At 69.9% G+C, this 12,373-nt stretch carries 12 protein-coding genes; 2 read left to right on the top strand and 10 right to left on the bottom strand.

The window, feature by feature from the left end; all coding sequences use genetic code 11:
* Positions 1 to 1,305: an MFS transporter gene (locus QMF80_RS12425; protein ID WP_283452520.1), complete on the bottom strand. Its 1,305-nt coding sequence runs from the start codon at positions 1,303 to 1,305 to the stop codon at positions 1 to 3.
* Positions 1,306 to 1,450: 145 nt separating this feature from the next.
* Between QMF80_RS12425 and QMF80_RS12420 the strand changes: the two genes are divergently transcribed.
* Positions 1,451 to 2,464 (top strand): LacI family DNA-binding transcriptional regulator, encoded by a 1,014-nt coding sequence (locus tag QMF80_RS12420; RefSeq protein ID WP_502962827.1) that lies wholly within the window; start codon positions 1,451 to 1,453, stop codon positions 2,462 to 2,464.
* A 65-nt stretch (positions 2,465 to 2,529) separates the two neighbouring features.
* On the opposite strand, the gene prcA is transcribed toward QMF80_RS12420, so the two are convergent.
* The 6 genes from prcA to arc form a co-directional block, all read right to left on the bottom strand.
* A complete protein-coding gene (gene prcA / locus QMF80_RS12415; RefSeq protein ID WP_283452519.1) occupies positions 2,530 to 3,291 on the bottom strand; it encodes a proteasome subunit alpha in 762 nt (253 codons plus the stop codon).
* Positions 3,292 to 3,341: 50 nt separating this feature from the next.
* Positions 3,342 to 4,181: a proteasome subunit beta gene (gene prcB, locus QMF80_RS12410; protein ID WP_283452518.1), complete on the bottom strand. Its 840-nt coding sequence runs from the start codon at positions 4,179 to 4,181 to the stop codon at positions 3,342 to 3,344.
* A complete protein-coding gene (locus QMF80_RS12405) occupies positions 4,133 to 4,732 on the bottom strand; it encodes an endonuclease VII domain-containing protein (protein ID WP_283452517.1) in 600 nt (199 codons plus the stop codon). The genes prcB and QMF80_RS12405 overlap by 49 nt, the downstream gene beginning before the upstream one ends.
* Before the next feature lie 37 nt (positions 4,733 to 4,769).
* A complete protein-coding gene (locus tag QMF80_RS12400; protein ID WP_283452516.1) occupies positions 4,770 to 4,982 on the bottom strand; it encodes a ubiquitin-like protein Pup in 213 nt (70 codons plus the stop codon).
* 193 nt (positions 4,983 to 5,175) lie between these two features.
* Positions 5,176 to 6,687 (bottom strand): depupylase/deamidase Dop, encoded by a 1,512-nt coding sequence (gene dop, locus QMF80_RS12395; RefSeq protein ID WP_283452515.1) that lies wholly within the window; start codon positions 6,685 to 6,687, stop codon positions 5,176 to 5,178.
* Positions 6,688 to 6,922: 235 nt separating this feature from the next.
* Positions 6,923 to 8,689, bottom strand: a complete 1,767-nt coding sequence (gene arc / locus QMF80_RS12390; RefSeq protein WP_283452514.1) for a proteasome ATPase — start codon at positions 8,687 to 8,689, stop codon at positions 6,923 to 6,925.
* A gap of 264 nt (positions 8,690 to 8,953) precedes the next feature.
* On the opposite strand from arc, the gene QMF80_RS12385 reads away from it, so the two are divergent.
* Positions 8,954 to 9,274 carry a ferredoxin gene (locus QMF80_RS12385; RefSeq protein WP_283452513.1) on the top strand — a complete coding sequence of 107 codons (321 nt, stop codon included), beginning with the start codon at positions 8,954 to 8,956 and terminating at the stop codon, positions 9,272 to 9,274.
* 14 nt (positions 9,275 to 9,288) lie between these two features.
* Here the strand turns inward: QMF80_RS12385 and QMF80_RS12380 are convergent, their stop codons facing one another.
* The 3 genes from QMF80_RS12380 to QMF80_RS12370 all read right to left on the bottom strand — a co-directional run bounded on the left by QMF80_RS12380 (position 9,289) and on the right by QMF80_RS12370 (position 12,297).
* A complete protein-coding gene (locus QMF80_RS12380; protein ID WP_283452512.1) occupies positions 9,289 to 9,888 on the bottom strand; it encodes a hypothetical protein in 600 nt (199 codons plus the stop codon).
* A 210-nt stretch (positions 9,889 to 10,098) separates the two neighbouring features.
* Positions 10,099 to 11,076 carry a tRNA (adenine-N1)-methyltransferase gene (locus QMF80_RS12375; RefSeq protein WP_283452511.1) on the bottom strand — a complete coding sequence of 326 codons (978 nt, stop codon included), beginning with the start codon at positions 11,074 to 11,076 and terminating at the stop codon, positions 10,099 to 10,101.
* 18 nt (positions 11,077 to 11,094) lie between these two features.
* Positions 11,095 to 12,297, bottom strand: coding sequence for a site-2 protease family protein (locus QMF80_RS12370; RefSeq protein ID WP_283452510.1), 1,203 nt, complete (start codon positions 12,295 to 12,297; stop codon positions 11,095 to 11,097).
* Positions 12,298 to 12,373 lie beyond the last annotated feature (76 nt).

The raw sequence follows: 12,373 nt of genomic DNA, 5'->3' as shown, positions 1-12,373 counted from the left end.
TTACGCCTTCTGCCCTGTTCTGAAACCGGGTTCGAGAGCGCCGTTGCGATCATTTTCCTCCGGGGCCGTACCGAAGGCCCCGTCAACGTGCTCTTCAGCGGCCCCGTCAGCGTCCGAGGAGCCGGAAACCGGTGCCGCCAGCACCCGCTGAGTGAGCATCAGCACCAGCAGCGCCGCCGCGCCCGCGACGCTCGCCACCGCGAAGCCGCTCGCCGTGGCGCCCAGCTCCACCGCCGGACCCGCCACCGCCGTACCGATCGCCGCACCCACTCCGAAGAAGGTGACCAGCCAGGAGAACGCCTCGGTGACCGTGCCCCTCGGCGCGTGCCGGTCGACCACGATGAACGCGCAGGCGATGGCGGGCGCGAGGAACACCCCGGCCAGCGCGGCGAGCGCGGTCATCGCCACCGGACCCGGGACCAGCATCAGCGGCAGGTAGCAGACCGCCAGCAGCGCCACCAGCACCCGCAGCCGCCGCTCGGGCGCGCCGGGCCAGTGCCGGGACCCGTAGGCCACGCCGCCGATCAGCGCGCCCAGCCCGAGCGCCGCCATCAGCCAGCCGTACACCGCCTGCCCGCCGTGGCCGTCGGCGTACGCGACCCCCGAGACCGTGATGGACCCGAGCGCGGTGCCCACGAAGAAGAAGGCGCCGAGCAGCGCCAGCAGCCCGCGCGAGCGCAGCGCGCCCAGCCAGTGCGCCTCGCGCGGCGCGGAGCGCCAGGCGCGGGAGGGCTCGGACAGGACGACGGACAGCGCGCCCAGCACCCCGATGCCGTTGATCACCAGCAGCGCGACCGCCGGGTCCCACAGCGCGACGAAGAGGGTCACCAGCAGCGGGCCGACCGTGAACATGACCTCCTGGGCCACCGCGTCCATGGCGTACGCGGCGTGCACCCGCTCCTCCTTGCCGCCCAGCACCCCCGGCCACAGGGCCCGCAGCCCGCCCTCCAGCGGCGGGGTGAAGAGCCCGGCGACCACCACGGCGGCGTAGGCGGCGAAGGCCGATCCGGTGCCCGCCAGCGCCAGCCACACCATGCCGAGCGCGGAGACCAGCGCGGCGGGCAGCTGGATCCGGGGCTGGCCGAAGAGGTCCACGGCCCGCCCCAGCAGCGGCTGGCCGACCGCGTTGGCCACGCCGTACACCGCCGCGAGGGCGCCCGCGAGGCTGTAGCTGCCGCCCTCGGCCCGGGTGAAGAGCACGATGGCGATCGGGGCGGTGCCGTTGGGCAGCCGGCCCACGAGCGTGCCCACGAGCAGCCTCGCCGCGTGCCGGGTCCTGAGCAGCTCCGCGTATCCCGCGGCCATGTCCGCCCCTTTCCGCCCGGATCCAGCCGGGGTAATACGTATAACCTGACGGGTAATACGTACCATGGCGACAGTCCGGGGGTCCACCCCGCGGACACCGGCCCACCCCGGCCACCCCCCGATCCCCGCACCGCAGGAGCCCCGTGTGACGAGACCCACCAGCCGCGACGTCGCCCACGCCGCCGGGGTCTCGCAGGCCACCGTCTCCCTCGTCCTCGGCGACAAGTGGCGCGGCCGGGTCTCCGAACGCACCGCCGGCCTCGTCCGCGAAGCCGCCGCGGGCCTCGGCTACCGACCCAACCTCGCCGCCCGCAACCTCCGCCTGGGCAGCACCCGCACCGCCCTCCTCGTCGTCCCCGCCCTCACCAACGAGTTCTTCGCCCGCGTCTACGCCGGAGCGGCCCGCGTCGCCGCCGAACACGGCTTCGGCGTGGTCCTCTACCCCTCCCCCGACGGCACCGGACCCGCCCGCGACCCCTTCGCCTCCGCCCGCGCCGCCCTCGACGGAGTCATCGCCTCCTCCATGGCCGCCCACGCCCTCGAAGCCATCGGCGGCGACGGCCTCCCCCTCGTCATGCTCGACAGCGACCCCGCCTCCGGCCGCGCCGCCGCCCACGTCAACCTCGACATGGCCGACGGCATGCGCCAGGTCACCGAACACCTCCTGGCCCTCGGCCACCGCCGCCTCCTGCACCTCGCCTCAGCCGTGGACTCCTGGACCTTCACCATCCGCGCCGAGGCCCTGAACGGCCTCCTGGGCCCCTCCGCCGAGCTGCGCACCGTACGGGCCGCCCTCAGCGTGGACGCCGCCCGGGCAGCCATGGAGAGCGCCCTGACGGCCCCCGGGGAGCGCCCCACCGCCGTCATCTGCGACGACGACATCCTCGCCGCGGGCGCCTGCAAGGCCGCGCGGCGCCTGGGCCTGCGCGTCCCCGACGACCTCTCGGTCACCGGCTTCGACGACCTGGCCCTCGCCACCGCCGTCGAACCCGAGCTGACGACCGTACGCCTGCCCGCCGAGCAGGTCGGCGAACGCGGCATGAGCGCCCTGCTCGCCGTCCTGGAGGGCACCGCCTGGAGCGCGCCCGACCTGCCCGTCGAGCTGGTCGTACGGGGCTCCACCGCACCCCCGCCCCCCGGCCGGACCACCGCCCCCTGAACGCGACGGCGCCCCGGCCCGCCTCCACAGAGGCCGACCGGGGCACCACACCCTCGGAACCGGAACTACTCCGAATCCTCCGGCTCCTCGTCGTTGGACACCGCATCGGCCTGTGCCGCCGCCGGAACGTCCGCTTCCAGCAGTCGCGCCAGCTGCCTGCCGCGGATCCGCTTGAACTTGCGCTGCTGCGCCCGGGTCCGGTCCAGGACCGCGACCTCCAGCCGGTCCGCCGGGATCTCCCGGTCGGTGCCGTTGGCCTGGCTGGACAGCGCCTGCACGGCCAGCTTGAGGGCCTCCGCCAGGGTCATCCCGTCCTGGTGGCGCTGGTCCAGGAAGGTGCTGATCTGCTCGGCGTTGCCGCCGACCGCGACCGAGCCGTGCTCGTCCACGATCGAACCGTCGTGCGGCAGCCGGTAGATCTGGTCGCCCGAGGCGGTCGCGCCGACCTCGGCGACCACCAGCTCCACCTCGTACGGCTTCTCACCGGCGCTGGAGAAGATGGTGCCCAGCGTCTGCGCGTAGACGTTGGCCAGCCCACGGGCCGTCACGTCCTCGCGGTCGTAGGTGTATCCGCGCAGATCCGCGTAGCGCACACCGCCGATCCGCAGGTTCTCGTACTCGTTGTACTTACCGGCGGCCGCGAAGCCGATGCGGTCGTAGATCTCGCTGAACTTGTGCAGCGCGCGGGACGGGTTCTCGCCGACGAACACAATGCCGTCGGCGTACTGCAGCACGACGAGGCTGCGACCGCGGGCGATGCCCTTGCGCGCGTATTCCGCGCGGTCCGCCATGGCCTGCTGGGGTGAGACGTAGAACGGAGTAGACACCGGCTGTCCGTCCCTTTCTTCTGGGCTGCTACAGGGCTAGGGGCGGATGGTCAGAGCAGCGAGGCGCGCGGCCCGTCGGGCTGCGTCAGGCGCTGCTCGGTGATCACGCGGGCCAGCTCGGCCGACTCGTCGTCGGTGAGCCTGCGGAAGCCCTCGTCGGTCATGACGGTGACGATCGGGAAGATCCGGCGGGCCATGTCCGGGCCACCGGTCGCCGAGTCGTCGTCGGCGGCGTCGTAGAGCGCCTGCACGACCAGGGTCGTGGCCTGGTGCTCCGTCAGGTCGTCGCGGTACAGCTTCTTCATGGAGCCCCGGGCGAAGATCGAGCCCGAGCCGGTGGCGGCGTAGCCGTGCTCCTCGGAGCGGCCGCCGGTCACGTCGTAGGAGAAGATCCGGCCCCGCTCCTTGGCCTCGTCCCAGCCCGCGAAGAGCGGGACGACGGCGAGGCCCTGCATGGCCATGCCGAGGTTGTTGCGGATCATGGTGGAGAGGCGGTTGGCCTTGCCCTCGAGGGAGAGGGTGGCGCCCTCGACCTTCTCGAAGTGCTCCAGCTCCAGCTGGAACAGCTTGACCATCTCGACCGCCAGACCCGCCGTGCCCGCGATGCCCACCGCGGAGTACTCGTCGGCCGGGAACACCTTCTCGATGTCCCGCTGGGCGATCATGTTCCCCATGGTCGCCCGCCGGTCACCGGCGAGCACGACCCCGCCGGGGAAGGTGGCGGCGACGATGGTCGTACCGTGCGGCGCCTGCACGGCCCCCTCCGGCAGCGTCCGGTTCCCGGGCAGCATCTCGGGCGAGTGCGCGCCCAGGAAGTCCATGAAGGAGGAGGACCCCGGCGTCAGGAAGGCTGCCGGTAGACGCCCTGTGCTACGAGTGTTGGGTTCCACAGGTTTCCTTCCACATATGCGGCTGCACGCCTTATGACGTCCGGCCGATCCTTGAACTGCCCCAGGGCTGCGTTACAGCTGAAGCACAGTACGCCTCGGACACTACCCGTCTGATGATCGTGATCAACATGCTCTGCCGGAGCCTTTCGGCAGAGCACGCAGACCCCGCCCTGGGCGGCGATCATCGCGTCCCGATCGGCCTCGGTGATCCCGTGGGCCCGCTTGAAATGGCCTGCCCGGCCCTCGACGGCACGGCAGGCCTCGCACCGAGTCGACAGTCCGTCAGAAGCGCTTGCGTTCTTGTGCCGTTCGGCGTGCGGCTTGACCTCACCGCACTGTCGGCAGAGCTTGCGGCCCGCCGGTACCTCCACGTGGTCCCTGACGGCCTTGCCGTCGGCTGCCTGGCGGCGCCGGTAGTGCCCGGCACCGTACGCCGCCACGCATGCGCGGCATCGGGGCCGCAGCCCGTCGCTACGATTCCGATCCGCAGCGAACCCGCTCAGTGGTATGTCGCGAGCACATCCGCGACACGCTTTCGTTCCATTGGACATGGAGCAAACACTGGCGGGTTCGCCTTAGATTCGAAGGCTATTCGCCGCCCTTTTGTACGAAACTCCGAACGAAATCCTCGGCGTTCTCCTCGAGTACATCGTCAATCTCGTCAAGTACCGAGTCGACATCGTCGGAGAGCTTTTCGTGCCGTTCCTGAACGTCCGAAGTCGCTTCGGCGGTCGTCTCCTCGACCTCCTCGGTCGAATGCGTCGCCTTCTGCTGTCCGCCGCCGGTGTCCTTGGTCGCCATGTCTACCTCACCCCGCTCGGTTCGCACGCCCATACAGGGGGACCCCGGGTCCGGGATCCCTCAAGATCAGACTCTATGTCGGACCCTACAAGGAGGGTCCGACATTCGTCCCCGCACTTTCATAACGTCCGGGTGTCTTCATGATTCCCGCGCCGGGACCATTTCAGCCCCGGCTCGGTGACCGGAATACGGCTCAGCGGCCGGAAAGGACCCGGACCAGGTCCTCCGCCGTGCGACAGCGGTCCAGGAGCTCCTTGACGTGGGCCCGGGTGCCGCGCAGCGGTTCCAGCGTCGGGACCCGCTGGAGCGAGTCGTGGCCGGGCAGGTCGAAGATCACCGAGTCCCAGGAGGCGGCGGCCACGTCGTCGGCGTACTGCTCCAGGCAGCGGCCCCGGAAGTAGGCCCGGGTGTCCTCCGGCGGCTTGGTCTCGGCGCGTTCCACGCCCGGCTCGTCCAGCAGCCGCTTGATCTTGCCGCGGGCCACCAGACGGTTGTACAGGCCCTTGTCGGGGCGTACGTCCGAGTACTGGAGGTCCACCAGCTGGAGGCGCGCCGCGTCCCACTCGAGTCCGTCGCGCCTGCGGTAGCCCTCCAGGATCTCTCGTTTGGCGATCCAGTCCAGCTCCCCGGCGAGGCTCATCGGGTCCGTCTCCAGACGGCCCAGGACGTCCTCCCAGCGGTTCAGTACGTCCTTGGTCTGCTCGTCCGCTTCCGAGCCGAATCGCTCGTCGACGTACTTGCGCGCCAGCTCGAAGTACTCCATCTGAAGCTGTACGGCGGTCAGCGTGCGGCCGCTGCGCAGGGTGATCAGCTGGCGCAGGTCCGGGTCGTGGGAGACCTGGTGCAGGGTGCGCACCGGCTGGTCCACGGCCAGGTCGACATTGATGAACCCGTCCTCGATCATGGACAGGACCAGGGCGGTGGTGCCCAGCTTCAGATAGGTGGAGATCTCCGAGAGGTTCGCGTCGCCGATGATCACGTGCAGCCGGCGGTACTTCTCGGCGTCCGAGTGCGGCTCGTCGCGGGTGTTGATGATGGGGCGCTTGAGCGTGGTCTCCAGGCCGACCTCGACCTCGAAGTAGTCCGCGCGCTGGCTGATCTGGAAGCCGTGCTCCCGGCCGTCCTGCCCGATGCCGACCCGGCCCGCGCCGGTGACGACCTGGCGGGAGACGAAGAAGGGCGTCAGGTGCCGCACGATGTCCGAGAAGGGGGTCTCCCGCTTCATCAGGTAGTTCTCGTGCGTGCCGTAGGACGCGCCCTTGTTGTCGGTGTTGTTCTTGTAGAGGTGGATCGGCTGGGCGCCGGGCAGCTGCGCCGCCCGCTCGGCCGCCTCGGCCATGATCCGTTCGCCCGCCTTGTCCCAGAGGACGGCGTCGAGCGGGTTGGTGATCTCCGGCGAGCTGTACTCGGGGTGCGCGTGGTCGACGTAGAGGCGTGCCCCGTTGGTGAGGATCACATTGGCGAGGCCGATGTCCTCGTCGGTGAGCTGGCTGTTGTCGGCGGCCTCGCGGGCGAGGTCGAAGCCGCGGGCGTCCCGCAGCGGGTTCTCCTCCTCGAAGTCCCAGCGGGCGCGTCGCGCCCGGTGCATCGCCGCCGCGTAGGCGTTGACGATCTGGGACGAGGTGAGCATGGCATTGGCGTTCGGGTGCCCGGGGACGGAGATCCCGTACTCCGTCTCGATCCCCATTACTCGCCGTACGGTCATGCGGCCCTCCTTGCCCGGCGGCGCTTCCGATCGGAAGCGGCGCTCAAGTACCGCTGGTGCTCCGGTGCGTGTGCGGTGCCCGTCCCCGCACTGCGGATGCGGCGGTACGGAAGAGCCTAGAGCGGCTCCGCTCTGGTGGGGAGATCATTTCAATCATTGCCTTTACCCCGCCGCGGCTGAAAAGCAGTCGGCTGCGGGTGCCCCGGTAAAGGGCACCCGCAGCCGCCCCGCTCAATCAGAGGTACTGACCGGTATTGGCCACCGTGTCGATGGAGCGTCCGGTGTCCGCGCCCTGCTTTCCGGTGACGAGCGTGCGGATGAATACGATCCGCTCGCCCTTCTTTCCGGAGATACGGGCCCAGTCGTCCGGGTTCGTGGTGTTGGGCAGGTCCTCGTTCTCCTTGAACTCGTCCACGCAAGCCTGGAGGAGGTGGGAGACCCGGAGGCCCTTCTGGTTGTGCTCGAGGAAGGCCTTGATCGCCATCTTCTTCGCACGGTCCACGATGTTCTGGATCATCGCGCCCGAGTTGAAGTCCTTGAAGTAGAGGACTTCCTTGTCGCCGTTGGCGTACGTGACCTCGAGGAAGCGGTTCTCCTCGGACTCGGCGTACATCTGCTCGACGACGGTCTGGATCATGCTGTGGACGGTGTCGGCCCGCGAGTCCTGGTGTTCGGACAGGTCGTCCGTGTGCAGGGGCAGCGTGGCCTTGAGGTACTTGGCGAAGATGTCCTTCGCGGCCTCGGCGCCCGGACGCTCGATCTTGATCTTCACATCGAGACGGCCGGGCCGCAGGATGGCCGGGTCGATCATGTCCTCGCGGTTGGAGGCGCCGATGACGATGACGTTCTCCAGGCCCTCCACACCGTCGATCTCGGCGAGCAGCTGCGGGACGATGGTGTTCTCCACGTCCGAGCTGACACCGGATCCGCGGGTGCGGAAGAGGGATTCCATCTCGTCGAAGAAGACGATGACGGGGGTGCCCTCGCTCGCCTTCTCCCGGGCACGCTGGAAGACGAGGCGGATGTGCCGCTCGGTCTCGCCGACGTACTTGTTGAGGAGCTCGGGGCCCTTGATGTTGAGGAAGTAGGACTTCCCCGCGGGCTGACCGGTCACCTCGGCGACCTTCTTGGCCAGGGAATTGGCGACCGCCTTCGCGATCAGCGTCTTTCCGCAGCCGGGCGGACCGTAGAGCAGGATGCCCTTCGGCGGGCGCAGTTCGTGTTCCTTGAAGAGGTCCGGGTGGAGGTAGGGGAGCTCGACCGCGTCGCGGATCAGCTCGATCTGGTCGCCCAGGCCGCCGATCTTGTCGTAGTCGATGTCCGGGACCTCTTCGAGGACGAGTTCCTCGACCTCGCTCTTGGGCACCACTTCGTAGACGTAGCCGGACCGGGGTTCGAGCAGGAGGGAATCGCCGGGGCGGATGATGATGTCCAGGAGCGGCTCGGCGAGCCTCACCACCCTTTCCTCGTCGGTGTGCCCGACCACCAGGGCGCGCTCGCCGTCCTCAAGGATCTCCTTGAGGGTGACGATGTCCCCGGCCCTTTCGAACTGCATGGCCTCGACCACGTTGAGGGCCTCGTTGAGCATGACCTCCTGGCCACGCCTGAGGTCCCCGGGTTCGACGCTGGGGCTGACGTTCACGCGGAGCTTGCGGCCCCCCGTGAAGATGTCGACCGTGCCGTCCTCGTTCGTCTGAAGGAAGACTCCGAAGCCGGCCGGCGGCTGCGCGAGCCGGTCGACTTCTTCCTTGAGGGCCACGATCTGGTCGCGGGCCTCACGGAGCGTATTGGCGAGCCGCTCGTTCTGCGCGGATACACCGGCGAGATTCGTCTGGAGCTCGACGATCCGCTCTTCGAGAATCCTCGAGTGCCGCGGAGAGTCGGCGAGCTTACGTCGCAGGACGGCGATTTCCTGCTCGAGATAGGCAACCTGACCGGCGGGGTCATCAGACCCTCGCCCCGGCCGGATGCCGCGGGTGATGTCATCGTCGTGGGCTGCCACGGTCCTCACCTCCTCCAAGGGGAGCTGGACGCTTCCTGACCCTACCTGGGCTGGTGGTGATTGAAACCCCTAGATCACAAAGACGGTAGGGGTGTGTCCGATCTTCACCCTTGCGTACTCCCTCACCCCAAGGAAATACCCACCCTTCAACATCGGAAAGCAGCCGGTTGTAAGCTCGAACTGTTCAACACCCGTCACCGCTCGCGCGACTTGCCGCGACGTGTGACCGCAGTGGATCACCGAAGACAGGGAACGGCAGGAGATATGACCGTGCAGCACGAGGCTCACACTGGCGGTGCCGGCGAGGGCGGGGAGCTGTTGGAGGTCTGGATCGACCAGGACCTCTGCACCGGCGACGGCATCTGCGTTCAGTACGCGCCCGAGGTCTTCGAGCTGGACATCGATGGTCTGGCGTACGTGAAGGGCGGCGACGACGAACTGCTCCAGAGTGCGGGGGCGACCACTCCGGTTCCTCTCCCGCTGTTGCTGGACGTGGTCGATTCGGCCAAGGAATGTCCGGGCGATTGCATCCACGTGCGTCGGGTTTCGGACAGGGTCGAGGTCTACGGTCCCGACGCGGAATAGCGGCCGCTCGCGGATCAAACTCGTTTCGCGGCCGAGTCCGTAAGCTCCTGGCTGAATTTTCCGCCGGTCCAGCGCCACTTGGAGCGCTGGTGCAGATCGGGTGCGGAGCGCGGGACGGCGGGCGAGGAATATCCGAGCAGGGTCGCGGTCACCGTGTGGTCACGGATCGCGAGATCGGTGACGGACTTGCGTAGTCCGCTTTCCAGCAGGGTGGCGACGACGCGGGGCGGTCCGCCCGGCGCCGGGTCCGCCGTCAGGACGTACACGGCGTGGGGCGGGGTCCCGGAGGCCGCGTCGCAGCGGACGGCGACGACCGTCTCGGGGCGTCCGTCGCCGTCCAGGTCGCCCTGGGCGGTGGCGGTGACGAGCTGACCCACTCCCGGGCACGTCAGCGGGAAGGCCACTCCGGCCGGGTCCGGCGCGGAGGCGGGAGCCGCGGGCGAGGGGGCCGCGGGCGCCGCGGGGGCGCCCATGGTCGGGGTACCGGAGGCGCGTTCCGGCTGGACGAGGGCCGCGGCGGTCACGACGGCGGCCAGCGCCACCGCGGTGGCCGCCCAGTGCACCGGCCGGGTGCGGGTGTGGGCCAGGTCCGGGGCGGCGGGGGTGTGCGGCACGCGGGGCGTCTCCTGAAGGGCGGCGCTGACGGGGAGCCAGCATCGTGCCACACCTCGCACCGGGGCGGAACGGGCGGGTCCGCCGAACCGGTCGGCGGGCGGGTATCGGGTATCGGGTACAACGAAACGGCGCCGGTGCGCAGTTCCCGTGAGGTACGGGGAACTGCACACCGGCGCCTGTGCGTTGCGCGCGTGGTCCGGCGGACCGGGTCAGCCCTGGTCGGCGGCGGAGCTGTCGCCGGAGGGGTCGGCGGAGGGGTCGGCGGAGGGGTCGGCGGAGCGGGCGGCGGAGCGCCCGCCGCTCTGGCTGCCCGGGCCGTCGTAGTCCTCGCCGTAGGCGCCCTTGGAGGGGCGGCGGCGGCGCAGCGGGGCCTCGACGCCGTCCGCGAGGCGGCGGGCGGTGACGAGGAAGCCGGTGTGGCCGATCATCCGGTGGTCCGGACGGACCGCGAGGCCTTCGACGTGCCAGTTGCGGATCATAGATTCCCACGGCTGCGGTTCGGCGTAGCAGCCGAACTCGCGGATGGATTCGACGGTGCGCGAGAGCTGGGTGGTGGTGGCGACGTAGCAGCAGAGGATGCCGCCGGGGACCAGCGCCTTGGAGACGGCCTCCAGGCACTCCCAGGGGGCGAGCATGTCGAGGATCACGCGGTCGACGTCCGTGTCGGACAGGTTGTCCTGGAGGTCGCCCACGGTGAGCTGCCACGCGGGGTGGGGGCCGCCGAAGTAGCGCTCCACGTTCGCGGTGGCGATCTCGGCGAAGTCCTGGCGTCGCTCGTAGCTGTGGAGCATGCCCTGGTCGCCGATCGCGCGGAGCAGGAAGCTGCTCAGCGATCCGGAGCCCACACCCGCTTCGACGACGCGTGCGCCGGGGAAGATGTCGGCGAAGGCCAGGATCTGGCCCGCGTCCTTGGGGTAGACCACGGCGGCGCCGCGGGGCATGGACAGGACGTAGTCGGGGAGCAGGGGGCGCAGCGCGAGGTACGCGACGTTCCCCGTGGTGCGGACAACACTGCCCTCGGGAGCACCGATCAGCTCGTCGTGCGGGAAGGAACCCTTGTGGGTGTGGAAATTCTTCCCGGCTTCGAGCGTGAACGTGTAGTGGCGGCCCTTGGGGTCGGTGAGCTGAACCTGGTCCCCGACCTTGAAGGGCCCGCGTCGGCGGGCGGCACCGGTCGGTTCGGACATGTGACCAGTGTATTGGACCTAGGACTGGGGCCGCGCCATGGCCTTCACGAAGGCCTTCTCCACGTCGAGGGTGGAGAGCACTCCGTAGATCTCGCCTCCGGGTTCGAGGACGAGGTACTCGCTGGCGGGGTGGGCGCGCAGCCGGTCGAGGAGTTCCTCGCCGGAGAGTTCCGCGGAAACCTTCATGCCGTCGGTGAGGTCCTGGGCGAGTCCGCTGACGGCGACCCAGGGGCGGCGGTGTTCGGGGACGGAGGCGATGGCGCTCTCGCGGACGACGGCGGTGGGGTCGCCCTGGCCGTCGACGACGACGAGGGCGCGGGCTCCGGCGTCGTTGGCGCGGCGCAGCGCTTCGGAGAGCGGGGTGGCGGATTCGACGGGGATGGCGCGGCGGGCGAGGGTGCGGGCGCGCAGTTCGGGGAGGTGTTCGCGCAGCCGGGCCATGCGCAGGCTGTTGCCCGCGCCGGTCCACATGATCGCGGCGAGGATCGCGGCGAGCAGGGCGTTCATGATGGTGTCCATGCCGCCGAGGTCCTGGGTGCCCGTTCCGGTGATGACCCCGGTTCCGGTGAGGAGCGGGAGGCCGAAGAGGACGGCGACGGCGATGGCGCGGCCGACCCAGGCGGCGGCGACGGTGCCGGTCATGGCGTTCTTGGTGATGCCCCAGATGACGGCGCGCAGCATCCGGCCGCCGTCGAGGGGGAGGCCGGGGAGCAGGTTGAAGGCGGCGACGAGGAGGTTGGAGATCATCAGTCCGGCGAGGAGCACGCCGGGGACGGTGGAGGGCTCGACGGCCTTCATGCCGAGGTAGAAGACGCCGGTGAGGACCAGCGAGAGGAGGGGGCCGACGAAGGCGAGGACGAATTCGCGGCCGGGGCTCTCGGATTCCTTCTCGATCTCGGAGACGCCGCCGAAGAACTGGAGCTGGATGCGGCGAACCGGGAGTTTGAAGCGGAGGGCGGCGACGGTGTGGGCGAGCTCGTGGACGAGTACGGAGGCGTAGAAGGCGACGGCGAAAAACAGCGCGACGAGGTAGCGGACCGGGCCGAGGTCGGGGAGTACGCGTTCGAGCTGGTTGCCGAAGATCCAGGTGATGAGGGCGGCGACCAGGAACCAGCTGGGCGAGACGTAGACGGGCACGCCGAAGGGGCGGCCCATGAGGATCCCGCCGCCCGGTCCGGGGCGGCGGCCCGTGGGCTCGCCGGTGTCGTCGGTGTCTGCCACGGCTGTCCTTCGGTCGGTCGATCGGGGCTGTCCGTGCCGTCCGGGCGGGGTCCGTGCGGTCCGGCCGGGTGGGTGG

Source organism: Streptomyces sp. G-G2 (assembly GCF_030063135.1).
Classification (GTDB): domain Bacteria; phylum Actinomycetota; class Actinomycetes; order Streptomycetales; family Streptomycetaceae; genus Streptomyces.
This window is presented reverse-complemented; position numbering and strand designations above follow the sequence as displayed.